We start from the raw sequence: 24,505 nt of genomic DNA on the forward strand, positions 1-24,505 counted from the left end.
CAGGTGTTATCTCACGAAGCCGGAGCAGATTCTCCGGCCTCCTCCTCCATGCTTTGCCCTCGATAGCCTCCGGGCCTGCAGAGGGCCGGATAGAGCCGCGCCATCTCACCCATGAGGAACTTTGCAGGCACGTCAAAGAACGTGCCGTGATTGACGACGTAGTCCATGAACGATCGCCCTTCCCCGTCGAAAGGTTGGAACAAGGCATCGCCAGTGCCGTCGAAGTCGAGCGGTTCGACACCAAGCCTGGCGCAGAGGCTCGCATTGAAGGTCGGCGTCGCCTTCAGCCACCGACCGCCGAGATGAACCTCGACATAGCCGTGATAGGAAAACAGGTCGGTGCCGACCGCCTTCAGCAGGCGGGGCGTCGCGAGATGGTTGCGCACGTCGGATAAGCCGATACGGGCCGGAATTCCGGCGGCGCGGCAGAGCGCGGCATAAAGAGCGGCCTTGCCGACGCAGTAGCCGCGACCCGCCGCCAGAACACTGCTGGCCCGGAAGGATTCAAGGTCGGTGTAGTCCACATACGGATCGTACCGGACGCTGTCGCGCACTGCTTCGTACAGCACCTTCGCGCGTTCTGCATCCCGACCAAGTCCAGCCGTCAGCTTCACGGCATGCTTGCGGATCGCAGAGTGGTCGCTGTCCACGTATTCGGCCGGGCCGAGACAAAGGCGCTGCTCGGTTGGATTCATGGCGCGGTTCCCTCTCCTGCCGGAACAAAGTCCGTCAGGAGGCTCGATTGGCGGATTTCCGGGATTGTTTTGGTGACGTGGGTGCGTTCGCAGCAGCGAGCTTCATCCCGGCCTTACCGTTTGTCTTTCTTTTTGCCTGGCCAGCACCCCCAACGCCGTTGACGAGCAGGTCGATCATCTGGTCCGCGAGTTCCTGCGGATTGAGTGGCCCGCGCGGGTCGTACCAGCGCGCGATCCAGCTCAACGCACCCGCTGCGGCAAAGGCCGCGATCTTCGGATCGCAAGGGCGGATGGAGCCGTCTTCGATACCCTCCGCGATGACGGAGCGGAACCGCTTGTCGATCCGTCCTTTCAGCGCACGCAGTTCCTTGCGCGTGCCAGGCGGAAGCGGATCCTCGCCCACGAGGATCAGGCAGCGGCCGAAATCCTCGGTGACGATCTGCACATAGACGCGCCAGAGAGCAATCAGCTTCGTAAGGCCATTGGCACTGGTTCCCTCGATCTGGGCCGAGGCATCCTCCAGCATCTCCAAACCGATGCGGACGCACTCGAACAGGATCTGATCCTTGTTCTTGACGTAGTAGTAGATCGTCGGCTTCGTGACGTTCAGGCGCTCGGCCACATCGTCCAGGGATGTCTTGTGAAAGCCGTTTTCATTGAATGCTTGAGCGGCGGCACGCAGCACGGCATCGCGCTTGACTTCGCGCTCCTTCTGCCGGTCGGCAGGCTTTTTCCAAGGGGATGCCGTCATGGGGTTCCTGAGTGATAAGGGGGGCGTAACCGCCCGCCCATGTAAGGGCCGCTCGGCAGGGCGTCCAAGGCAGGCACATCCCTCATTGGATTTCCTTTAGGCTCTCTCGATAGCCAGTGCGATGCCCTGGCCGCCGCCGATGCACATGGTGATCAGGCCATAGCGCCCACCTGTTCGTGCGAGTTCGTAAGCCGTCTTGACGGTCAGGATGGTGCCGGTGGCTCCCACAGGATGGCCAAGGGCAATGGCTCCCCCGTTCGGATTGACGCGCTCGGGATCGAGGCCGAGTTCGTTCGCCACGGCGCAGGCTTGGGCGGCGAAGGCCTCATTGGACTCGATGACGTCGAAGTCGCTGATCTTCATTCCTGTCTTCTCAAGCAAGCTCCGAACAGCGGGAACCGGCCCGATACCCATCTCACCGGGCTCCACGCCGGCATGTGCGTAGCCAACGATCCGGGCTAGCACATTCCGCCCTTCGCGCCCGGCCCGACCCTCCTCCATCAGAACGACAGCGGCCGCGCCATCGTTGATGCCGGAAGCGTTGCCAGCCGTCACCGTTCCGTCCTTGCGGAAAACAGGGCGAAGGGACGACAGACTCTCACGGGTCGTTTCGCCCTTGGGGTGTTCATCGGTATCGAAGGAAATGCTCTCCCGCCCTTTTCGCACTTCAACCGGAAGAATCTGGTCCTTGAAGCGCCCTTCCTTGATCGCGATCGCCGCACGACGCTGGCTTTCCGCCGCAAATGAATCCTGGCTGTCACGAGAGATCTGCCACTTGGATGCAACGTTCTCCGCCGTGATGCCCATGATGCCGTTCCCGAATGGATCCGTGAGGATACCGGCCAAGTGATCCACGACCAAGGCGTCTCCCATCCGCTGACCGAAGCGGGCCGTATGCAACAGGTGCGGCGAACGGCTCATCGCCTCCGCGCCACCCGCCACGGCCACCTCCGAATCGCCGAGCATGATGGACTGTGCGGCAGACACGATGGATTGGACACCGCTGCCGCACAGACGATTCACGGTCATGGCCGGCACCTCGATGGGGATACCGCCTTCGATAGCCGCGACGCGGCCGAGATAGGCATCCTTCGGCTCGGTGATGATCACGTTGCCGAACACCACGTGGTCCACATCCGCGCCTTCGAGCTTGGCTCGCTTCAACGCCTCCGCCACGCAGAGCGCGCCGAGCTGGGTGGGCGAATGGTTGGACAACGTGCCACCGAAGGTGCCGATGGCGGTCCTGACTCCCGATGCAATGACGACGCTGCGTGCCATCTTGAAAACTCCTCGAACCTGACTGTCTTATTCCGCCGCCACGGCGGGCGCTTCTCTGTAGAGCCCCTCAATCTCGGCGGCATATTTCCGATAGATATTCGCGCGCCGAACCTTCATGGTGGCCGTGACTTCATCGTCGTCGTGATCCAGCTCCTTCGTAAGGAGATGGAATTTCTTGATCTGCGCTACGGGCGCGAGCTGCCTGTTGGCACGCTCAACCTCCGCATCGATCAGTTCGCGCACGCGCCTGTTCTCCGCGAGGCTCTTGTAGTTCGTGAAGGGCACCCGGTTTTCCTCGGCCCACTTTCCGACGGTTTCCGCATCGATCTGGATCAACGCAGCCGGGTAGCGGCGCCCTTCGGCGATGACGATGCATTCCTTGATGAAGGCGCTGCTCTTGACCGTATTCTCTATCTCGGACGGACTGAGGTTCTTTCCGCCGGCAGTGATCATGATGTCCTTGAGTCGGTCCACGATCTTAACCTGACCGGCTTCGATTCTGGCCACGTCGCCCGTGTGCAGCCATCCGTCACGGATCGATGCGCGGGTCGCCTCCTCGTTGCGGTAATAGCCTTCGAAGACCATGTCGCCCCGTACGAGCAGTTCTCCGTCCGGGCCAATATCCACCTCCGCCCCATGAACCGCTGGACCGACGGCGCCCGGCAGGAGAGCGTCAAGCCGCTGGCCCGTGACCATGCCGGAGGTCTCAGTCAGACCATAGACTTCGATGAGCGGGATCCCGAGCGTGCGGAAGAAGCGAACGATCAGGGGGGAGATGGGCGCTGCACCGGTGAGCGCCACTTTGGCTCGCCGCAGGCCGATGAAATTCTGCAACGCCCGGAAGACCAGGAGATAGCAAATCCCGAATACCATCTTTTCACGTAAGCTGCGGTCGGCGGGCGCCTTCTCGGCGAAGGGCTCGCATAAGGAAACGGCCTTTTCATAGAGCCTGCGGCGAAAGCCCCTGGCCTCGATCATCTTGATATGGATGGCCGAATGCAGCTTTTCCCAGATCCGAGGCACGCCGAGGAACAAGGTTGGCGCGATCTCGCGCAGATCTTCCTGAACTGTTCTGATCGACTCGCCGAAACTGACGCAGGAGCCGGACTGGAGGGGCGCCATCACCGTCAGCATCTGCTCGGCCACGTGGCACAGCGGTAGATACGACAGGTTGGTGGTGACCTCCGTATAACCGAGCCGCTCGATCACAGCGGTGCCCTGAGCACGCATATTGCGATAGCTGAGCATGGCGCCCTTGGGCTTTCCGGTTGAACCAGAAGTGTAGACTATGAGACCGATATCGGTGGGGCTTTGCCCGGCGAGGCATTCGTCGATCAGGGCCGGGTGATCCTTTTCATAAGAGGCTCCCTTCTCAAGTACCTCCTTGAATGTCGAGAGCTTGTCGTTCTCGTAGTGACGCAGGCCTTTCGGATCGATTACCACGATGCGCCTGAGCTTCGGCAGCTCCTCCAGGCATTCGAGCACCTTATCGGTCTGTTCCTGATCTTCGCAGACCACCACCTCCGCATCCGAATGGCCCAGAACATACGATACCTCGTTGGCCGGACTGGTGGCATAGACACCGATGGTTACGCCGCCCACGAGGCCGGCGCCGAGCTGGGCGATCACCCATTCCGCCCGGTTCTCGGACAGAATGGCCACATGCCCGCGCGGCTCCAGACCCAATGACACGAGGCCCAGGCCGAAATGCTTGGCCCGATTGTAGTAATCGGCCCATGTGATCGGCTGCCAGATGCCGAAATCCTTCTGCCTCAGGGCAATGCGGTTGGGCATGCGTCGGGCATTGTCCCGCAGGAGCTGCGGAAGGGTCATGCTGTCGTGGTCGAGAGCTTGCGGCATGATGGTCCTCATGACAGCCAGCGCTTGCGGCGCTTGTAATGCTTCACATCCCGATAGCTCTTGTGGGTGCCGCCTCCTCCGAGACCGAGATAAAACTCCTGCACGTCCTGATCCTTGACCAGCCGCTCCACCGGTCCGTCGATGACGACCTTGCCCATCTCCATGATGTAGCCGTAACTCGCCACGGAGAACGCGACGGCGGCATTCTGTTCCACGAGCAGCATGGAGACGCCCTGCTCCGCGTTGATGCGCGCGATGATGGTGAAGATCTCCTCCACGAGCTTCGGCGACAGGCCGAGGGATGGTTCGTCGAGAAGGATGAGCTTGGGCTTTGAGATCAGTGCCCGGCCGATCGCCAGCATCTGCTGCTCGCCGCCTGAGAGATAACCGGCAAGTCCCTTCCGGCGCTCGTACAGGCGCGGAAAGTAGGAATAGACGAGATCGAAAGGCGTGATCGGCAAGCCGCGTCCGGAAAGCGAAAAGGTGGCGGCGGTGAGGTTCTCCTCCACCGTCAGATCCTCAAAAATGCGGCGGCCCTCCATCACATGAAACAGGCCGCGCCGCACGAGCCCGTGCGGCGTGAGGCTCGCAATATCCGTGCCGTCGAACTCGATCTGGCCTGCGGTAACGGCGCCGTCTTCAAGTTCGAGCAGATTCGAAACGGCCTTGAGCGTGGTGGACTTGCCCGCTCCGTTCGAGCCCAGAAGAGCGACGATCTCGCCCTTCGGAACCCGGAGGGACAGGCCGCGGAGAACCTGGATCGTCCGGTTATAGACGACCTCGACATTGTTGACGTTCAGAAGGATCTCCGCGTCCATGGGTTTACTTTCCGAGCTGGATCCAATCGGAGGCCGGAAGCATCTGCTTCTGCTTGGCATCGAAGCGATAGATGCGGCCGACCGGCACGGAATTGCCGGGGATGGAGATCGGAACGCCGAAGATGCCGCCTGTGTCGAAATCCTTGATGGTGTTGAGCGAGGCCTTCAGATTCGCGCCCGTCAGCTCCTTGCTGGCATCAAGGGTGCGCTTCACCGCTTCCGTCATCAGCATTGCAGTCACGAAGCCCTGCATATAGGCCGTGGACTGATACTCGGGTCGCATCTGCCGGATCTTGTCCAGCATCGGCGCGGTGCCCTCCTTGTCGTAGTAGTAGCGGTAAGGCATCACGCCCATGAAGCCGTCGGCGGCCTCGCCCATCTTCTCCACCATGGAATTGTCCATGGACCAGAAGGTGCCCATGAAGCGGCTCTGCATGCCCATCTGCTTCGCCTGCTGGATGAATTCCGGGATCGGTGCGAGCACGTAGCCATGGAAGATCGTGTAATCGGGGCGCGCACGGCGCAGCTTGAGCACTTCCGTGGACACATCCACGCTGCCCGGCGGCGTCACGATCTTCTCGACAACCTTCAGCCCGAGTTCCGTGGCGAGCTTTTCGCCCGGTGCGATGGGATCACGCCCGAACTCCGTGTCGGAATAGACGAAGGCGATGCTCGCACCCGGCTTTTCCTTGGCGATGTGGCGCATGAGGATGCCGAACATCTCCGTGTAGTCGGGACCTGGCAGGAACTGCAGCGGGAACTTCTTCGGATCGTTCAGCTCCGACGCAAAGGATGCGCCGGCCATGATCATTGTGCCCTTGCGCTCGAGTTCGGGATTGATCGTCTTCGCGAAGCCCGTCGAGTCACCGTAATAGAGCGAGACCTTGTTCTGGCCGGTGATCTTGTTGAAGGCCGCCACGGAGGCGTCCACCTTGTAACCGGTATCCTCGGCCACGTACTTGATCTTGCGGCCTTTGATGCCGCCCGCATCGTTGACGATCTTCAGGTAATCCTGAATGCCCGCGTGTATGCCGACGCCTGCGAAGGCGAAGACGCCGGTGAGGGGGATCGATCCGCCGAGGACGATCTCCTCATTCTGGGCCTGCGCTCTGGCATCGACCGCGCCGAGCGTAAGCCCGGCCATCGCCGCTCCTATGAGACTTCTCCGCGATAACGTGAGTTTCATGTGATTTCCTCCCGATAGTCTTTATGTTCTGAAGGGCCATAGATGGAAGAAACGTCGGATCCTCTGCCAGATCTCGGCAAGGCCCTGTGGTTCGAAGATGAGGAACCCGACGATCAGAGCACCGAACACGATGGTTCGGATTGGAGCGAGGAGGCTGAGCGCATCCGGCATCCAAGGCGTGATCCAGCCGACCACGAGCTTGAGAATCTCCGGCACCAGCGTCATGAAGGTGGCCCCGAGAATGCCGCCTAAGATGGTGCCCATGCCGCCGACGATGATGGCCGCAAGGTAGAAGATCGAGTTGATCAGCGGGAAGCTCTCAGGCGTCACGACGCGGAAGAAGTAAGCCCACATCCCACCCGCGACGCCCGCGTAGAACGACGAGAGAGCAAAGCTTGTCAGCTTGGTCTGGAGCAGCGGAATTCCAAGCACCTCCGCCGAAATGTCCCGGTCGCGGACGGCGATGAACGCACGCCCAACGCGGGTGCGGAAGAGATTGGCTGCCCCCAGCACCATGAGCGCCGTCACCGGGATAATGAGCCAATAGAGTTTCTGGGGCTGGTCGAGCGCGATGCCGAGGAAGCCTGCAGGCGGCATCGAGAGGCCACGGGTTCCGCCGGTTAGCGGCCAATGCGCAAACACGAAGTGCAGGATCATCGACGCCGCGATGGTGGCAATCGCGAGATAGAGCCCCTTCACCCGAAGGCTCGGGATGCCGAACACCACGCCGACCGCCGCGGTCATTCCGCCAGCCAGCAGCAGGTTGATGAAAAACGGTGTGCCGACGCGGGTTTCAAGCACCGCGACCGTGTAGGCCCCGACGCCCATGAAGGCCGCCTGTCCCAGGCTCACGAGCCCAGTATAGCCCGTGAGGATGTTGAGACCCGTGGCGCTTGCCACGTTGATGGCGACCAGACAGGCCAGATAGACCCAGTACGGGCCGGCCACGAAGGGGAAGATCATGAGCCCAAGCGCGAGAAGTCCGAGCCAGACCCATTGCACTCTCGTGTCAAACAAGGCCTCATCGGTCGCGTAGGAGAGTTTTATGGTTCCGATGCGCATCAGAGCCTCTCGATCTCATGGGTACCAAAAATGCCATAGGGCCGGATCATCAGGATCAGGATCAACAGGCTGAATGTCGCGAGCAACTTGTATTCGCCGCCGAGGAAGCTGCCAGCGAGCGCTTCGACCAGTCCAATGAGAAGCCCGCCGACCAGCGCGCCTGCGACGGAGTCGAGGCCGCCGACGATCACGACCACGAGCACGGACAATCCAAAGATGCCCATCGTGGGGGAAATGCCGCCAATGGCACCGACGATCACTCCGGCTCCGGCGGCCGTGGCACAGGCCGCCATCCAGGACAGCGAGAAGACACGCCCGACATCGATCCCCATGGAATAGGCCGCACCCTGGTCACGCGCGGTTGCGCGCAGAGCAACGCCTCCCCGGGAAAATCTGAGCGCCACAACCGCTCCAGCAATGAGAAGAGCGGCTATGATCGCGCCGTAAGCGACCTTCGGAGCGACATAGGCCTCGCCCAAGAAGATCGGCGTGTTGGGAATGAACTCGGGTAAACGCAGCGGGTCGGCGCCCCAGGCGAGTTCGACGATCCCGGCCAGGATGGAACCTAACCCGATCGTCACCATGAAGACCGAAATGGGGCTCTCGCCGAGCATGGGACGGATGAGGGTGCGCTCCACCAGTACGCCCAAGGCGGCACCAGCGAGGATCGTCAGCGGAATGGCGGCCCATATGGACAGGCCAGCTCCCGCGACAAGCCCAAAGAACACATAGCCACCAAGCATGAGGATCTCGCCGATGGCGAGATTGACCACGCGGGTCGCCTTGTAGATCAACACGAAGGCGACACCGGTCAGCGCGTAGAGAGCGCCTGCGCCCAGACCGGCCAGAGCAACTTCCGTCAGATAAAGCCAATCCATCACGCGGCCTCCGTCTTGCGAATGCGCTGCGCGAGATCGCCTGAGCCGAGATAGGCGCTGACGACGGCAGGATCGTTCTGCACGTCAGCTGGACGCCCCTGCGCGATCACTTGACCGAAGTTGAGGACGACCACATGATCGGAGATATCCATCACCATGCCCATATCATGCTCGACCATCAGGATGGTGATGCCCCACTCCTCCTTCACGTCCAGGATGAAGCGGGCCATATCCTCCGTTTCCTCCCGGTTCATCCCCGCGACAGGCTCGTCGAGCATGAGAATGCGAGGGCGCATGGCGAGAGCGCGTGCAAGCTCCACGCGCTTCTGCAAGCCATAAGGAAGCGCCGCTACGGGCGCGTGGCGGATATGCTGGATCTCAAGGAAGTCGATGATGCGCTCCTCGACCTCGGCCCGGAGTTCCATCTCTTCCCGATGCGCCCGCCCCCTGTAGAACAGAGCGTCGAGAACATTGGTCTTGAGATGGGCATGGCGACCCAACTTGATGTTGTCCAGCACCGTCATGCCCCGGAACAGGGCGATATTCTGGAACGTGCGCGCCAGCCCTCTTTTGGCTCTCGCGGGCGGCCGCTCGCGGCTGATATCCTCACCTTCGAAGATGATCCGCCCCTTGGTCGGCCTGTAGAAGCCGGAGATGGAATTGAACATGGATGTCTTGCCGGCACCGTTCGGCCCGATGAGGGCGGTGATCGAGCCTTCCTGCACCTCGAACGAAACGCCGGAGAGTGCGCGCAGGCCGCCGAAGGACAGCGAGAGCACGTCGACTTTCAGGATCGGAGCGGCGGTCTCGCGCGAGGATCGGTTGAGGCCGTCTGACATGCTCTAGTGTCCCTTGAATTGCGCAGGAGCCTTGTTGAGAAAGGCGGAGACGCCCTCCTGGAAATCCTGTGTTCGCGAAAGCGCCTTGAAGGCCTGGCGTTCGGCTTCGAGCTGGGCGTCCAAATCCCTGTTGAAGGATGAGGTCAGCAGATCACGGATGCGGTGATAGGCAGCGGAAGGTCCTGACGCGAGACGTGCGGCAAGCCGAGCACATTCGCTGTCGAGTTCCGCCTCCGGAACCACCCAGTTGACGAGACCGAGCCGAAGGGCTTCGGCCGCGTCGATGGTGTCGGCCAGCAGCGCGAGCTCCTTCGCTTTCCTCAAGCCCACGATACGCGGCAGGTGGTAGGTCGAGGATCCATCAGGGCTTACGCCGATGCGCGCATAAGCAAGCGTGAATTTCGCCGTCTCGGTTGCAATGGCGAAATCACATGCCAACGCGAGGCTGAAGCCCGCCCCCGCCGCAGCACCATGAACGGCGGCAATAGAGGGCTGTGGAAGGCCGTCGAGCAGCCGCAGCGCCTCATGGAACGGAGTGATGATCTCGTTAATAGCCGCCTCGGGATCGCCGTCCCCGAACCGGCCGACGTCCCCTCCGGCACAGAACGCCCGTCCCTCTCCGCGCAGCACGATAGCGCGCACGTCCGAGCGGTCTGCGATGACTTGAAGCGTTTTCAGAAAAGCTCTCGCCGCTCCTGCGTCGATGGCGTTGAGCACCGACGGGCGGTTGAGCTTGATCGTTGCGACGGCGTTGGCAACGGACAAGGTGATCGAGTCAGAACTCTGCACCACCAGCATCTCCTCCCATAGGACGCGCTGGGGATCGCCAACGCTTGACCTGATGGCCGGATATGCTCTTAGGCGGCATTCTCGGCTTCTTGTTGGTGGACCAACAGTGAACTGGCCTACTCTCAAATCGTATTCTTACTCACGAGTAGTAGTCAACACGCCTTCCCTTCTCCGAAAGATGAAGCGTGTAAGGCATGATCCCGGCAACGCAGGCTCCCAAAGCGACTTGCCTGTTGTCGTAAGTGAGGGATGCTTGACGGGAAATAAGCCAGGAGCTTACCTTTTAGTCATAAGACTACCACCAGGTAGATAGAAAATAATTTCGGGAGGATGGACACCGCAGCCCTGTCGGGCAGGCGACCGCGCCGAGTGCATCGGCGGGATTTGCATGGGTGCGCGAAATCATATCGAACGATCACCCTGTCCGGCGCTGCCTACAATTGCCTGTCCCCTCATATGAGGATGGAAGGAACCCATGACCTATCGCTCATCCTGGATGACCGGCGAGCTCGATATCTTTCGAGAGACGTTCCGGCGCTATCTCTCCACCAATCTCTCTCCCCGAGCGGGGCGATGGCGCGCCGACAAGATGATCGACAGGAATGCGTGGCTGGCTCTTGGTGAAATGGGCGCGCTTTGTCCGGATGTTCCGGAAGAATATGGCGGCCTCGGCGGCACCTTCGCCCATGTGGCAGCCGTGATCGAAGACCTCGAGTACGAATTGCCTGAGATGGCTCTGCCCGTAGCGGTGCACAATGCCATCGTGGCGCAATACGTCATGCATTTTGGTTCGCACGAGCAGAAGCAGCGCTGGCTGCCTGGATTGGTGACGGGCCAGCTCATCGGTGCGATCGCCATGACGGAGCCCGCTGGCGGATCCGATCTTCGGGCGCTTCGCACCCGCGCCAGCCGCAAAGGCAATGCCTATGTGCTGAATGGATCGAAGACCTTCATCACGAACGGTCAGGTCGCGGACCTCATCATCGTCGCAGCGAAGACTGATCCGGACCAAGACACGAAGGGCATCTCGCTCCTCATGTTGGAATCCAAAGGCAGCGGCGGCTTCAGGCGGGGCCGAAACCTCGACAAGATCGGGATGCACGCCTCGGATACGTCCGAGCTCTTCTTCGACAACGCCTTCGTTCCCGCCGAAAACCTCCTCGGCAGCGAGGAAGGCCGCGGGTTCTATCAGATGATGGAAATACTGCCTAAAGAACGCCTCGCCATCGCGGTCTCAGCGGTTGCATCCATCGAGCGCATGATCCAGCTGACTACGGACTACGCGAAGGATCGCAAGGCATTCGGAAAACCTATTCTGGAGTTTCAGAACACGGCCTTCGTTCTGGCTGAGCGAAAGAGCGAAGCCCTGATCGCTCGCGTTTTCCTGGACTGGTGCGTCGAACGGGCCATCAAGGGCGAGCTTGATCAGGTGTCCGCGTCAATCGCCAAATACTGGACGACGGACAAGCAGTGCGAAACCGCCGACGAATGCCTGCAGCTTCATGGCGGCTATGGCTACATGAACGAGTTCGAGATTGGTCGGCGTTATCTGGACGCGCGCATTCAGCGCATCTACGGTGGCACGAACGAGATCATGAAGCTTCTGATCGCCCGCTCTCTTTAGGATGAGAGATCACACAGCGACGATAAGTTGAGACATCATCGATCCGCTGCTGTCGTGAAGGATGCGGCTTTCAGAGAGGGCCGGTGCGAAGCGTAATCCGAGATCGATCCTGTCGACACGGGATCGGCCACTCCGGGCGACACAGGATTGCTCAGCGCGGTCCGGAGCTGTCGCAAAAGGCCTTTCCGCTTGGCTTCGTAGTAATATCCGCCAGCATAAAGGGCGACAGCGCGATCCTGATTTCCGCCAGCAACCCTATAGGCATTGGCCAGATACGGGACTGCGTAGGTCAGATTGGTACCGGCGTCGAGCAGCCCTGATGCCGGGCCTGTGTAGCCCATGCCGCGCGCCGTATCGTGGCGGATCTGCATGAGGCCCCAGTAGACTCGATTCCGTGCCCGGGCATTATAGCCGCTCTCTCTTTTGATGACCCGATGTACCAGTGTTTCCGGCACCCCATGGGCCTTGGCGTGTTGCGCGACAAGAGCATCAATGGCGGCACGGTCGGAGGCGAGTGCTGGCTGGACACAAGCGATCACAGCACAGCCCAGAACGAGACGAGCGATCATGGCAACCCCTTTATTTAAGGAGGCCATTGTCTGAGCAAACGTGGCAATTAGGCGTCAGCTTGGCTGTAACGCCTGATATCACCGGATATGAAATAACAGATCGAGCCCTGTCAGCAGTAGCGAACGACGGCTCAAAACTCATTCGGCGTTCCTGCTTGTTTCGAGTGTCGAACCTTATTCGTGTAGAGTACCGGCGCTTCCGCCTGCCCGTCTCTTAGGAATCCAGCCATGAAAATCTTCGACCTCACCGGTCGCCTCGCCCTCGTCACCGGCTCCTCCAAGGGGATTGGTTACGCAATCGCTCGCGGTCTCTCGGAAGCCGGTGCCACCGTCGTCTTGAACGGCCGCGACAGGGAGCAGTTGGAGAAAGCCCGTGCAATGCTGTCAGCAGAGGGGCACAAGGTTCATGCGCGCTCCTTCGATGTCACGGATTTCAGAGCGGTCGAGGCGGCTATCGCCGAAATCGAAGCAGAGATCGGACCGGTCGAGATTCTCTTCAACAATGCGGGGCTTCAGCACCGGGCCCCGCTGGAGGAGTTTCCAGTTGAAGCTTGGGAACGATTGAAGGCCACCAACATCGACAGCGTTTTCTTCGTTGGGCAGGCGGTGGCCAAGCGCATGATTCCCCGCGGCCACGGCAAGATCATCAATGTCGCCTCCGTGCAGGCCGAACTCGCGCGCCCAGGCATTGCGCCCTATACGGCAACCAAGGGTGCGGTGAAGATGCTGACCAAGGGAATGGCGACCGATTGGGCGCGGCACGGCTTGCAGGTCAATGCGCTTGGCCCTGGCTATTTTAAAACCGAACTCAATGCCGCTCTCGTTGCCGATCCTCACTTCAGCGCTTGGCTTGAGAAGCGCACGCCCGCAGGTCGCTGGGGGAATATGGATGAATTGATCGGCGCCGCCGTGTTCCTGGCTTCCGATGCCTCGAGCTTCGTCAACGGCCATATCCTTTATGTCGATGGCGGCATCACTGCCAGCCTGTGACATACAGCCCATTCCAGCGTCAGCCACACGCTCGCTATCTATGTCGAGAATCTTTTTGCAACGGGTTCAGGCCCGGTGCGCCTGACTGGCAATGCGTCGTCCAACACGGTCAAGGGCAATGCCAGCGCCAATACCCTCAGCGGCGGCTTGGGTAGCGACACGCTCCATGGCGGTTCGGGCAAGGCCATCTTCGTGTTCAACACCAAGCCATCATCGAGCAGCATCGACAGTCTCGCCGATTACAAGGTGGCAGACGACACGATCCACCTGGAGAATGGCGTCGTCACCAAGCTCGCAGATGGCAAACTGGCTTCCTCCGCTTTCTGGACAGGCGTGAAGGCGCACGACCGGGACGACCGGATCATCCACGATTCCGCCAAGGGCTACGTGTACCATGATGCGGACGGCACAGGCGCATCCAAGCAGGTACTGACCGCCACCACAGCCAAGGGCCTCAAGATGACCTACGGCGAGTTCCACGTCATCCAAGACAGCTCCCGCGCAAGATCACTGCAGGTTTTCGGAGCTGCCCACGTCAACGCGGTGGTCCCGCACCTGTTCGGCATATTGAAAATGAACACATTCCATATGGATCTGCATCCTGGTGCCACTTAACCGTGGCGGTTGGCATAGCGACGCTTCTTGGTGAGGTTCTTCTGCCCCTCGAGTGTCTTGGCAGGCGCGATTACCTCCCGATAGCGGCGGGTGTGCCTTTTGAACGACGGTCTCATGCGAGCTTTACCGGCCATGAGCTTTACCTCCTGTTTCAATTTCGCGAGTGGAAGCATGAAACCATATTCGCCCGCCACTGGCACCTCCTCCCGAATAGGTACAGAGCGCCTTCGAAACTCAGGCTGCCAAGCTGGGGAGGGATGGCTTACTCCCGCAACACGGCTGCCGTCTCGAACGCAACGGCTCCAGCTTGGCCATTACGCAACAAGTATTGGGGCATTCCTGAGAGTCAAAATTGATTCGGAACGACCCGTCCGAGAGTCGCGTTTGAGTCGAACCCGAATCACTTCGACTCAGCAGAGAATCCAAACGACTCTGCGGGCCAAGTATTTTGTCAGGAGTATACTATGGCACCGCGGGCGAACTGGAAGGGATACTTAAAGTTATCTCTGGTTTCGTGCGCCGTCGCATGTACCCGGCGACGTCTTCATCTGAACGAGTACGCTTTCACACTCTCAACCGGGAGACCGGGAATCGGGTCAAACGTCAGTTCATCGATGCGGAGACTGGCGAGGTCGTCGAATCCGACCAGCAGGTCAAGGGCTATGAGGTCGGCAAGGGTTCCTTCATCCTCATGGAGGACGAGGAACTCGAAGCCATTCGGATCGAGAGCACCCACAACATCGACATCGAAAGCTTTGTCCCGCGAGATCAGGTGGATGAGCGCTATCTCGATATCCCTTACTACATCGCCCCAGACGATAAGGTGGCACAGGAGGCCTTCGCGGTCATCCGCGATGCCATGCAGGAAAAAGAACGAGCCGGCGTCGCCCGCGTCGTCATGGCCCGACGTGAGCGAATGGTTCTCCTGGAACCGCTGGGCAAGGGTATCCTGGCGACGCTGCTACGCTATCCGTACGAGGTGCGTAGCGAAGAGGCGTACTTCGAGGGCATCCCAGAGATGAGGTTGCCGGCAGAAATGAAGGACCTCGCCGGTCATATCATCGAGACGAAAGCTGCCGACTTCGATCCCTCGCGGCTTGAGGACCGCTACGAGAAGGCTGTCGTCGAACTGATCCAGTCGAAGCAAGGCGGCAGAGCTCCGAAAACCCCGGACACCCCCAAGCCGTCCAATGTCGTGAACCTCATGGAGGCCCTGCGTCGCAGCGTTGATGCGGAACGTGCGCCGGGTGGGACGAGGAAATCCGCAGCCAAGGCAAGCACTCGTCGCGCGCCGGCCAAATCCACGGCGAAGAAGAGCCGGTCGGCGGCTCGCGGCCCGGCGCGCAAGGCAAGCTGACGGACAGGACTAGACCGTGGCGCGCTCATCCAAGACGCCAGTGCCCGCCGACGACAAGGCAATGCTGCGCCGGGGCAGTCGCGATGTGGCTCTTCGCTCAGCGCCCCTTGCTGCCTATACGGCGAAGCGGGACTTCGCGGCGACGCCTGAGCCGAAGGGTCAGGCAGGGCGTGCACGAGGAAACCGCTTCTGCGTTCAGAAGCATGATGCCCGCCGGTTGCACTTCGACCTCCGGCTGGAACTCGATGGCGTCTTGAAGAGCTGGGCCGTGACGCGTGGCCCGAGCCTGGTTCCGGGCAACAAGCGGCTGGCAGTCCACACCGAGGACCACCCGCTCGAGTATCTCACCTTCGAAGGCGTGATCCCGAAAGACGAATATGGCGGCGGCACGATGATCCTGTGGGATCAGGGGCGCTGGATGCCGGTCGGCGATCCTCACAAGGCCTATGCGAAAGGACATCTTGAATTTGTGCTTGATGGCCAGCGCCTCAAAGGGCGCTGGCATCTCGTACGCATGCGTGCGAAGCCCCGCGAGACAAAGGAACAATCGCTCCTCATCAAGGCCGAGGACGAGCACGCCCGAGAACCCGGAGATCCGGAGTTGGTCGACACCGGGACGACATCGGTTCTCTCCGGCCGAACGAATGCTGATCTTGCTGCCGTGGGCGACATCCGAAAGGACCACAGAAAGCGGGAGCAAGCAGCTGAAGGAAGCAACAAGCGCACCTTTGAGCTTTCCCGCGTTACGGGGGCGAGGAAGGGTCTCCTTCGGCCCTTTCTGGAGCCGAGCCTTGCCACACTCGCCGACAAAGCCCCAGACGGCGACGAGTGGATCCACGAGATCAAGTTCGACGGCTATCGGCTGCAAGCGCGGATCGAGGGGAGCACGGTTAAGCTCCTCACGCGCAAGGGCCTCGACTGGACCGCGAGGTTAAAGCCCATCGCCGACGCACTCCGAAGCCTGAAACTCGGATCGGCGCTCATCGACGGTGAACTCGTGGTCGAGGACGAGACGGGCGTGTCGAGTTTTGTGGCATTGCAGGCTGACCTGAAGGCAGGCCGTGCCAATCGAATGGCGTTCTATGCCTTCGATCTCCTCTATGCCGATGGTTACGATCTCTCCGAAGCTCCGCTCCTCGAGCGGAAGACGCTGCTCTCTGCTCTCCTTGATGATGCGCCGGCCGGAGGCGTGTTGCGCTATAGCGCTCATATCGAGCGGGACGGCGACGCGATGATACGGCACGCCTGCCGCCTGGGGCTGGAAGGGATCGTCTCGAAGCGCAAAGACAAGCCTTATATCGGCGGACGCAGCCTGCATTGGCAGAAGACCAAGTGCAGCCATCGTCAGGAATTTGTCGTCGCAGGATATGTACCGTCGACGACCGCACAGAAAGCACTTGGTTCGCTCGTTCTGGGGATCCATGAGAAAGGCCGTCTGGTCCATGTCGGCCGCGTCGGCACAGGGTTTTCGGCCGCGCTGGCCCGCGATCTATGGCATGAGCTTGAGCCGTTGAAGCGCCCAACCTCCCCGTTCGGGCATCGGCTATCCCCTGACGCGTCTCGCAACGTGCGCTGGGTGAAGCCGATCCTCGTTGCAGAAGTCGAATTGCGGGGCTGGACGTCGGATGGCTTGCTGCGACATGCCTCATTCAAGGGACTGCGCGAAGATAAGGATCCCAGCGAGGTCGTGCGCGAAACGAAGGCATGGCCTGCTACTGGCGGGAGCAGAAGCCACTCTCATGCCATCACGCTCACGCATCCTGACCGTGTGTTCTGGCCTGATACGGGCCTGACGAAGCTGGGCTTGGCCGATTACTACGCCGATATTGCCGATTGGATCCTGCCTCACATCGCGGCGAGGCCACTCGCACTGGTGCGCTGCCCGTCGGGAACGGACAAGGCCTGCTTTTTTCAGAAACACTCGTGGAACGCCATGAGCAGCTTGGTTCACTGTCAGAGTGTCGCTGGAGACGAGGTACTCTTCGTGGAAGATCTCGATGGGCTCCTTGCACTGGTACAGTCCGGTGTGTTGGAGATCCATCCATGGGGCTCGACCCTGCGAGACATCGAGAGGCCGGATCGCATCACGATGGATCTTGACCCGGCCGAGGATGTGCCCTGGTCGGTTCTCATCGAGGCTGCGTTCGAAGTTCGCGAGCGGCTGCGCCATGTCAGGTTGGAAAGTTTCGTCAAGACGACAGGCGGCAAGGGACTGCACGTCGTGACCCCGCTAAAACCGAAAGCCGGCTGGGATGAGACAAAAGCCTTCGCCCAATCCCTTGCCGAGGACATGGCCGGCGACAGCCCGGACCGTTATGTCGCGACCATGGCCAAGCGAGCCCGCAAGGGCAGGATTTTCATCGACTACCTTCGCAATGGGCGGGGTGCGACGGCAGTCGCCGCCTACTCGACCAGGGCGCGTTCTGGTGCTTCAGTCTCGACGCCCTTGGCCTGGGACGAACTCTCGGCCTCGATCCGTCCGAACCACTTCACGGTCGACAACCTGCCGACCCGCCTTGCGCACATGAAGACCGATCCCTGGGCCGATCTTGGCAGGGCCGATCTTGGCAGGGCCGACCAGGTGCTGCCCGAATCACAGAAACTCCGCCGCAGGCACCGTTCGCGCTAGGCTCACCTGCACCTTCACACGGTTTTCCGCACGCTGAACGGATCCGCTCCCGTGTGAATCCCGTGGAGAACGGGGATAAGGTGGGCAATTGTCATCAGTCCTCGATCCCTAAGGACCAGAACACGTTCTCGACCTGACGATAAAAAACCTAGGCGAATACGGGGGCGCAGGAGCAGATCGATGCGCCATCATTTTCACTGCACGGATGGCTGGGAGTTGATCCTAGACCTCCGCGGACGCTCGATGAGGGCCGACGGCGATATCGGCAAGCAGGCCGAAGCTGTCGCCCGACGTCTCATGACGGAAGTCCTCATCTCCGCCGACTGGTCTCGGTGGCTCGTGTGCGTCCACAATGATCTCGGCGAGCAGATTGCAGTTGTACCCTTTCCGGTTCCACAGCGGATTTCGGCACCTGCCGTGCAATTGCCGATGACGGTATCCGCGTGCAGCAGTGCGTATTGCTGAGGCCTGCGCCACGACCAATCCGCCCGTCGCCCTCCACAGGGCGTCACGCCCCGAAGCTCCCTGCCCTGCAAGTATCTGCGCAGCCTCAGCAAGCCGAGTGACAGGCGTGATTGCTGTCAGCGCCTCAGACGCCTCACATTAGCCCGCACACGTTTGCGGTAGCCCTTGACGACCTTGTGGGCCGATCCACCGGCAGCCATCGTTGCAGAAGCCTCGGCAAAGGCAGCAACCTTCTCCGTTACCATCAACATGGACTCAGCAGGCGTTCCCCGACCAAAAGCGATCTGGGTCAGTCGGGTCCAGATGACGACCTGAGACTCAACTGCCAGCCTGTTCGTCTCCATGGCCAGTTTCATCCATGAAAAAAACATCAGTGCCCCATTCCGATTACCGCGGCTGAACCTGCCGCTCCGTGCTCGTGCCCCAGAAACGACCGAAGATTGCTTGATTGATATAGATCAGTGTCCAGGTATCGTGAGTTAATAGATTGAAGGGGTGCAGGTCTCTGTGACCGTTTGTCTGCCTTCCTGCGGCTTAGGGCTCGGGCCAGCACCGCGCAACATAACCCTCAAACAAGGCATACATCTCGAACAACAGCCGGGGCGAAAAGAACAAATTCGCCCCTCGAGGCGGCTTCGCATATCGTCCTGTCGCTACAAGAGCAAGAATCGCCGGAGCGTCGGGATTCCAACCTTATATGAGATCCTGGTGTTCAGAATTCATCGAGCGCGCTGATGTCCTGGGGCGGCCTCGTAGGCTATCGTGAACGATGAATACCGTCTTCAGGAAGCAGGCATAGCCCTGGCTAGCGCGCGAGCCATCCGCCATCGACGGGCAGGATGATGCCATGAACATAGTTGGCAGCTTGTGAGGCCAGGAAGACCGCGGCACCCCCGATATCCTCAGGGTGGCCCCATCGGCCGGCCGGAATGCGTGACAGGATCTCTGAGCTTCGCTTCTGATCCTGGCGCAAAGCCTCGGTATTATTGGTTTCGATATATCCGGGCGCGATGGCATTCACGTTGATGCCCTTCGCGGCCCATTCATTCGCCAGGAGACGGGTGAGACCGGCGAGCCCGCTTTTGCTCGCCGTGTAGGATGGCACGCGAATGCCACCCTGGAAGGATAAAAGCGAGGCGATGTTGATGATCTTTCCGCCTTTTGCATCCTTCAGCATTCGTCTTGCTGCTGCCTGAGACAGAAAAAATGTGGTCTTGAGATTGACATTCATCACGTCGTCCCAATCGGCCTCTGTGAAATCGACGGCATCACTGCGCCGGATGATCCCGGCATTGTTGACAAGAATATCGATCCGGCCACCAACCCTCTCGGCCGCATCCAGGATCATCTCAATGGGCTCGAGGGTGGAGAGGTCAGCATTAACAGCGTGAAACTTCGCGCCGGCTTCAGTGATTTGCGCCTGTGTCTCGTCCATCGACGATCGACCGACGCCGACGACCGTGGCGCCGGCCATGGCCATAGCAGTGGCGATGGCTTGGCCGATGCCTGTATTGGCTCCGGTCACGATTGCTGTCTTGCCTTGTAGATTAAAGGACGCCGCCATGATGTTTCCACTTTAGAGCAGCCGATATGTTACGGGACTTCCCAAGGGAGGCTAGCCTCGCGGCAGAGCCTGTCCTTCTGCATTGAAGACATGAAGGTCTTCGGGAGGCAGGGCGATACCGATCCGCTCGCCCATTGAGAAGCGACCCTGACCGGGTGCGGATACCGTAAAGATCTCACCGCGATCGGTCTTGCCATGCAGGATCGTTTCTGCCCCGAGCTGCTCGACAAGGGTGAGTTCGAGCGGGATCGTCCCTTGGTCTATCTCCGTAACAGTTGCGGAGTGCGGACGGATACCGAGCACGATCTTGGAGCCGGGGGCAAGGTCGAGATGGGGCAGCCTCTGCTGCTTTCCGTTGACCTGCACTCCGACGCCACCTGCGATCGGAATGGTCTCGGCCTCGATGAAATTCATGCGAGGTGAGCCGATGAACCCGGCCACGAAGCGGTTGGCGGGGTTGTTGTAGAGATCAAGCGGCGTACCCACCTGCTCGATCCGCCCGTCACGCAGCACGACGATACGATCGGCAAGCGTCATCGCCTCCGTCTGATCATGCGTCACGTAGATCATCGTGGCACTGAGCCGCTTGTGGAGAGCAGCGAGCTCGGCACGCATCACCACGCGCAGCTCCGCATCAAGGTTGGACAAGGGCTCATCAAGGAGGAAGATGCCAGGCCGGCGCACGATGGCCCGGCCGATGGCGACGCGCTGACGCTGCCCGCCGGAGAGCTGGCGCGGCTTGCGGTTCAGAAGCGGCTCTATCAGCAGCATCTTGGCCGCCTCCGTCACGCGCCTGTCGATCTCATCCCGCGGCATGCGGCTGTTCTCAAGCCCGAAAGCGAGGTTCTGGCGCACGCTCATATGCGGATAGAGCGCATAGGACTGGAACACCATCGCGAGCCCCCGATCGGCAGCCGAAACATCGTTGACGAGGCGGTCATCAAGTCGAATCTCGCCGGAGCTTGCGCGCTCAAGACCCGCGATGGTGCGCAGCAATGTCGACTTTCCGCAGCCAGACGGGCCGACGAAGACCACGAACTCACCGTTCCCGACTTCAAGATCGATGCAGTGCAACACCCGTACGGCCCCGTATTCCTTGGTGACTTGACGAAGAACAAGATGGCTCATGGCGTGTTCTTTCCAAATGGGATCCGCATCATTTCAGGCCGGTATTCGCGATACCTGCAGTGATGTAGCGCTGAAGAAACAGGAAGATGAGGGCAACCGGCACGATGGAAAGCACGGTCATGGCGAGCACGAAGTGCCATTGCACGTTCAACTCTCCCGAGAAGGCATTGAGCCCGACCTGCAGTGTATAGTGCTCCTTACGTGACAGAACGATCAAGGGCCACAAGAAGTCGTTCCAGCGCCACATGACGGAGAAAATCGCCAAAACTGCCAGAGCCGGTGCCGCAAGCGGCAGCACGATGCGCCAATAGATCTGCCATTCGGACGCCTTGTCCATGCGGGCGGCGTCAATGAGCTCATCGGGTATCGTGAGCATGTATTGGCGCAGAAGGAAGACACCGGTCGGTGTCGCGACCGTAGGCAGGATCACACCCCAGAGCGTGTCGAAGAGGTTCAGCGAATTCACCACCAGATAGAGCGGCACCACTATGACAGACAGGGGCACCATCAACGTTGCCAGAATGATGCCGAGCACCGCCGCGCGGCCCTTGAACTCGTATTTTGACAGAGCGAAAGCCGCCATTGAGTTCACCACGAGCGTGATGAGCGTGGCCATGACCGTGACGAAGATCGAGTTCTGGAAGTAGCGCAGGAAATCGAATTGTTGCAGCGGCTCGGCGTAGTTCTCGGTCGCAAGGTTGACCGCACGCACGGGCGTGCGCTTGTCGATCGGCACACGAATAACGGTGCCCGGGTTCTCCGGATCGACCATCTGGGCCATGATTCCGACACGGCGCACCTGGGCGAGGATCTTTTCGCTGCCATCATCAAGGGTCACACGAAAGAGAGGCAGCGGCTGCTCATAGCCCTGAACCTGCGCCACTTGCGCATCGAGCGGCATGAAGGTCGGTGGGAATTCGGCGAGATTGGCAGGCGTCTTGAAGGATGACACGACAAGCCACAGAACGGGCCCGAACATCAGAAAGAGGCCGAGAGCCAGCCAGATGTAGGACAGCACATCCGTCCAATGCCAGCCTGTGCCGCCGCGGCGGCGCAGAAGGAAGGTGGAGAGTGCGCTCATACCGCCTCCTTTCGGGCTCGCCTGTTCGACACACCGAGCTGCAAGGCTGTCAGGCCGACAAGAACGATCCCCATGAGGATCGAGGCTGCGGATGCGAGCCCCAGATTGCGCAGGACGTGGGCGAAGCCCGTCTCATAGATATACTGCGTGATGAACATGGTGCTGGTGCCCGGGCCGCCGCCCGTCAGCACGAAGGCCTCGTCGAAGATCTGCACGGCCTTGATGAGCGCGAGGATGATCACGACGAGCAGGTTGGGCCATAGAAGCGGCAGAGTGATGCGCCAGAAGGTTCGCATCCGCCCGGTTCCATCCATCATCGCCGCCTCATAAAGATCCCGCGGAATGGCCTGGAGGCCTGCAAGCAGTATCAGGGCATAGAAACCGAGATGGGCCCAGATCGAGACGAAAATGGCCCAGAACATGGCCCAGCTACGCTCGGCCAACCACAAGGTCCGCTCAAAGCCGAAATCCATGAGGATCGCGTTGAGCAGCCCATCACGCTGCAGAATCCATTTCCAGATCAGGCCGACCACGACCGGCGAGAGCAGGACAGGAAAGAAGAAGACGCCACGCCAGAAGCCCCGGGCGCGCATCTCGCGATTCAGAACGAGCGCGGTTCCTAAGGAAACGAGCACGAGCACCGTCACCTGCGCGATTACGAAGAAGGCCGTGTTGTGCACGCTCTGCCAGAAGGCGTCCTGCAGACAGGTGGACGGCGTGGTGTAATCGCTGCAGGTAAGCAACGTTTGATATTGCCCCAGGCCGACGAAATGACGGTCGTCGAAGAAGATCGCGGTTCCGCCGGTCAGGGAATAAGCAAAGTTGATGGCAACGGGGATGAGCACGAACACGCTGAAGATCAGCATGTTCGGAGCCAGGAATACGGCACCCATGCCGCCGATGCCGAACCGGCGCTGAAGGAAGCTCATGGGAGCGTTGAGCACGCCCATGAGGAATCGGAAAGGCAGCGTCAGCATGGAGGACAGGCTGGACGCCTGCCCTCCCCGCTCTCCGGTGATGGTGCTCATCGCGCGTGCCTTTGGCTCAGCGGGAGGCCTCGGCGACCTTCTGCTTGATGTCGTCCTCGATGCGAGCATAGGCATCCGGGATCTGCGCCTCGCCGGCCACCACCTGTCCCAGGCGGCTGATGACGGCGGCGTAGATCGTGCCGGACCACCTGTAGCTCTGCATCTTCAGCGCGAGAGGATCGGCCGTCTGCGTGGCCCTCAGGAAGGTGTCGAGCGACTTCTTGACGTTCGGATCGCTCGACTTGAAGTCGACGCCCTTGGCTGCAACGCCCTGATGAGCCGGCAGGAACAGGGTGCGTTCGGAGAATTCACGCACGACTGGCTCGCTTGCGAGATATTCCACGACGCGGGCCACTTCCTTCGGGTTCTTGGTGTATTTCACCGCAACGAGACCAGCGCCGCCCGGCATGCCGGTGCAGGCAGCCGGGCCACAAGGCTCGGCACCGGCCGACCAGTCGAAGTTGTCCTTGATCTTCTGTGAGAACTGAGCGACCTGCCAGGATCCCGAGAAATAGACGGCAACTTGGCCGTTCACGAACTCCTCGTTCGCACCCTTGTAAGTGGTTCCGGCAACACCACCCCAGATCTCGCGAGGCATGATGCCGTTCTTGTGCCAGTCGGCGATGCGCTGGGCCATGGCCTTGAAGCCTTCGTCCACCACGGCAGGCTTGCCGTCGGGGCCGATCACCTTTGCGCCCATCGAGATCGCGGGGCCCATGAAGCGGTGACCGGAGCGGTCGAAGGCGAGTGCGATTGGAATCTTCTGGCTGTCGGCCACCTTCTTGGCGGCCGCTGCCCATTCATCCCAGGTTGCCTTATCGCCGGGAACAGGCACGCCCGCCTGTTCGAAGAGAGTGGTGTTCACGAGCGGGCCGGTGATGGTGAGCTGCGTCATGAAGCCCGGCAATGCATTGCTGCCGTCCTCCCGCATCCAGTCGAGAGTGTTGCTGAAGTTCTTTTCGAATGTCGCTGCATCCTTCAGATGCGGACGCAGATCAAGCCAATGCTTGGCCTGCGACTTCAGCTCGACCACGCGCACGATGTCGGGACCGCGGCCGGCCTCCAACTGCACAGGCAGCTGATCCTTGATGATGCCGAAGGCGACATTGTCGACTACGACCTTGATGTCGGGGTTCTGAGCCTCGAAGCGCTTGACGAGATCCTGCAGGACCTCGCCTTCGTTGCCGTCGGAGTACCACATGATGCGCACTTCGGTGGCCGCCTGGGCAACGGATGCGCTCAATGCCAGGGCCAGCGCCCCGCCAATCAATCTTTTCAGTCCCTTCATCACTTTCCTCC

Annotated in this window: 23 protein-coding genes and 1 pseudogene; 6 read left to right on the forward strand and 18 right to left on the reverse strand. The window is 60.5% G+C overall.

Annotated elements, in window-relative coordinates; all coding sequences use genetic code 11:
- Window positions 1-11: 11 nt before the first annotated feature.
- The 10 genes from AA309_RS15280 to AA309_RS15325 form a co-directional block, all read right to left on the reverse strand.
- The gene (locus AA309_RS15280; RefSeq protein WP_047189879.1) at window positions 12-695 is read right to left on the reverse strand and encodes a transglutaminase-like domain-containing protein; all 684 of its coding nucleotides are present in this window, start codon (window positions 693-695) and stop codon (window positions 12-14) included.
- Window positions 696-729: 34 nt separating this feature from the next.
- On the reverse strand, window positions 730-1,446 hold the full coding sequence (locus AA309_RS15285) for a TetR/AcrR family transcriptional regulator (RefSeq protein WP_047189880.1): 717 nt from the start codon (window positions 1,444-1,446) through the stop codon (window positions 730-732).
- A 96-nt stretch (window positions 1,447-1,542) separates the two neighbouring features.
- Window positions 1,543-2,724 carry a beta-ketothiolase BktB gene (bktB, locus tag AA309_RS15290; RefSeq protein WP_047189881.1) on the reverse strand — a complete coding sequence of 394 codons (1,182 nt, stop codon included), beginning with the start codon at window positions 2,722-2,724 and terminating at the stop codon, window positions 1,543-1,545.
- A gap of 27 nt (window positions 2,725-2,751) precedes the next feature.
- On the reverse strand, window positions 2,752-4,584 hold the full coding sequence (locus AA309_RS15295) for an AMP-dependent synthetase/ligase (protein WP_047189882.1): 1,833 nt from the start codon (window positions 4,582-4,584) through the stop codon (window positions 2,752-2,754).
- Window positions 4,585-4,592: 8 nt separating this feature from the next.
- Window positions 4,593-5,402, reverse strand: a complete 810-nt coding sequence (locus AA309_RS15300) for an ABC transporter ATP-binding protein (RefSeq protein ID WP_047189883.1) — start codon at window positions 5,400-5,402, stop codon at window positions 4,593-4,595.
- Between the two features lie 4 nt (window positions 5,403-5,406).
- Window positions 5,407-6,588, reverse strand: coding sequence for an ABC transporter substrate-binding protein (locus AA309_RS15305; RefSeq protein ID WP_047189884.1), 1,182 nt, complete (start codon window positions 6,586-6,588; stop codon window positions 5,407-5,409).
- 21 nt (window positions 6,589-6,609) lie between these two features.
- Window positions 6,610-7,650 carry a branched-chain amino acid ABC transporter permease gene (locus AA309_RS15310; protein ID WP_047189885.1) on the reverse strand — a complete coding sequence of 347 codons (1,041 nt, stop codon included), beginning with the start codon at window positions 7,648-7,650 and terminating at the stop codon, window positions 6,610-6,612.
- On the reverse strand, window positions 7,650-8,528 hold the full coding sequence (locus AA309_RS15315) for a branched-chain amino acid ABC transporter permease (RefSeq protein WP_084731270.1): 879 nt from the start codon (window positions 8,526-8,528) through the stop codon (window positions 7,650-7,652). Before AA309_RS15315 ends, AA309_RS15310 begins: the two co-directional genes overlap by 1 nt.
- On the reverse strand, window positions 8,528-9,367 hold the full coding sequence (locus AA309_RS15320; RefSeq protein WP_047189887.1) for an ABC transporter ATP-binding protein: 840 nt from the start codon (window positions 9,365-9,367) through the stop codon (window positions 8,528-8,530). The genes AA309_RS15315 and AA309_RS15320 overlap by 1 nt, the downstream gene beginning before the upstream one ends.
- Window positions 9,368-9,370: 3 nt before the next feature.
- Window positions 9,371-10,159, reverse strand: coding sequence for an enoyl-CoA hydratase/isomerase family protein (locus AA309_RS15325; RefSeq protein WP_244470369.1), 789 nt, complete (start codon window positions 10,157-10,159; stop codon window positions 9,371-9,373).
- 472 nt (window positions 10,160-10,631) lie between these two features.
- Between AA309_RS15325 and AA309_RS15330 the strand changes: the two genes are divergently transcribed.
- Complete coding sequence (locus tag AA309_RS15330) at window positions 10,632-11,780, forward strand: acyl-CoA dehydrogenase family protein (protein WP_047189889.1); 1,149 nt, start codon at window positions 10,632-10,634, stop codon at window positions 11,778-11,780.
- Between the two features lie 35 nt (window positions 11,781-11,815).
- Here AA309_RS15330 and AA309_RS15335 read toward each other — a convergent pair whose 3' ends face one another.
- Complete coding sequence (locus AA309_RS15335) at window positions 11,816-12,349, reverse strand: lytic transglycosylase domain-containing protein (protein WP_084731272.1); 534 nt, start codon at window positions 12,347-12,349, stop codon at window positions 11,816-11,818.
- Window positions 12,350-12,577: 228 nt separating this feature from the next.
- Here AA309_RS15335 and AA309_RS15340 point away from each other — a divergent pair, with 228 nt between their 5' ends.
- Together AA309_RS15340 and AA309_RS15345 are read left to right on the forward strand one after the other, a co-directional pair.
- A complete protein-coding gene (locus AA309_RS15340) occupies window positions 12,578-13,339 on the forward strand; it encodes an SDR family oxidoreductase (RefSeq protein ID WP_047189890.1) in 762 nt (253 codons plus the stop codon).
- 75 nt (window positions 13,340-13,414) lie between these two features.
- Entirely contained in the window at window positions 13,415-13,954 is a 540-nt protein-coding gene (locus tag AA309_RS15345) for a calcium-binding protein (RefSeq protein ID WP_047189891.1), read from the forward strand.
- Here the strand turns inward: AA309_RS15345 and AA309_RS35230 are convergent.
- A complete protein-coding gene (locus AA309_RS35230) occupies window positions 13,951-14,088 on the reverse strand; it encodes a hypothetical protein (protein WP_160310472.1) in 138 nt (45 codons plus the stop codon). The two genes, AA309_RS15345 and AA309_RS35230, sit on opposite strands and share 4 nt — an antisense overlap.
- A 330-nt stretch (window positions 14,089-14,418) precedes the next feature.
- On the opposite strand from AA309_RS35230, the pseudogene ku reads away from it, so the two are divergent.
- The 3 genes and pseudogenes from ku (at window position 14,419) to AA309_RS15365 (ending at window position 18,405) form a co-directional block, all read left to right on the forward strand.
- Window positions 14,419-15,311, forward strand: a pseudogene (gene ku, locus AA309_RS15355) (non-homologous end joining protein Ku).
- A gap of 16 nt (window positions 15,312-15,327) precedes the next feature.
- Window positions 15,328-17,940: a DNA ligase D gene (ligD, locus tag AA309_RS15360; RefSeq protein ID WP_342027951.1), complete on the forward strand. Its 2,613-nt coding sequence runs from the start codon at window positions 15,328-15,330 to the stop codon at window positions 17,938-17,940.
- Between the two features lie 180 nt (window positions 17,941-18,120).
- The gene (locus tag AA309_RS15365) at window positions 18,121-18,405 is read left to right on the forward strand and encodes a DUF6894 family protein (RefSeq protein WP_047189893.1); all 285 of its coding nucleotides are present in this window, start codon (window positions 18,121-18,123) and stop codon (window positions 18,403-18,405) included.
- Window positions 18,406-18,521: 116 nt separating this feature from the next.
- On the opposite strand, the gene AA309_RS15370 is transcribed toward AA309_RS15365, so the two are convergent.
- The 6 genes from AA309_RS15370 to AA309_RS15395 form a co-directional block, all read right to left on the reverse strand.
- The gene (locus tag AA309_RS15370) at window positions 18,522-18,749 is read right to left on the reverse strand and encodes a hypothetical protein (RefSeq protein WP_244470370.1); all 228 of its coding nucleotides are present in this window, start codon (window positions 18,747-18,749) and stop codon (window positions 18,522-18,524) included.
- A 461-nt stretch (window positions 18,750-19,210) separates the two neighbouring features.
- The gene (gene kduD / locus AA309_RS15375) at window positions 19,211-19,969 is read right to left on the reverse strand and encodes a 2-dehydro-3-deoxy-D-gluconate 5-dehydrogenase KduD (protein ID WP_047189895.1); all 759 of its coding nucleotides are present in this window, start codon (window positions 19,967-19,969) and stop codon (window positions 19,211-19,213) included.
- A gap of 51 nt (window positions 19,970-20,020) precedes the next feature.
- Window positions 20,021-21,097 carry an ABC transporter ATP-binding protein gene (locus AA309_RS15380; RefSeq protein ID WP_047189896.1) on the reverse strand — a complete coding sequence of 359 codons (1,077 nt, stop codon included), beginning with the start codon at window positions 21,095-21,097 and terminating at the stop codon, window positions 20,021-20,023.
- 28 nt (window positions 21,098-21,125) lie between these two features.
- Complete coding sequence (locus tag AA309_RS15385; RefSeq protein WP_047189897.1) at window positions 21,126-22,178, reverse strand: carbohydrate ABC transporter permease; 1,053 nt, start codon at window positions 22,176-22,178, stop codon at window positions 21,126-21,128.
- Window positions 22,175-23,206, reverse strand: a complete 1,032-nt coding sequence (locus tag AA309_RS15390; protein WP_047189898.1) for a carbohydrate ABC transporter permease — start codon at window positions 23,204-23,206, stop codon at window positions 22,175-22,177. Before AA309_RS15390 ends, AA309_RS15385 begins: the two co-directional genes overlap by 4 nt.
- A gap of 16 nt (window positions 23,207-23,222) precedes the next feature.
- The gene (locus tag AA309_RS15395) at window positions 23,223-24,494 is read right to left on the reverse strand and encodes an ABC transporter substrate-binding protein (RefSeq protein WP_047189899.1); all 1,272 of its coding nucleotides are present in this window, start codon (window positions 24,492-24,494) and stop codon (window positions 23,223-23,225) included.
- Window positions 24,495-24,505 lie beyond the last annotated feature (11 nt).

The organism is Microvirga vignae (assembly GCF_001017175.1).
In the GTDB taxonomy this organism is placed as follows: domain Bacteria; phylum Pseudomonadota; class Alphaproteobacteria; order Rhizobiales; family Beijerinckiaceae; genus Microvirga; species Microvirga vignae.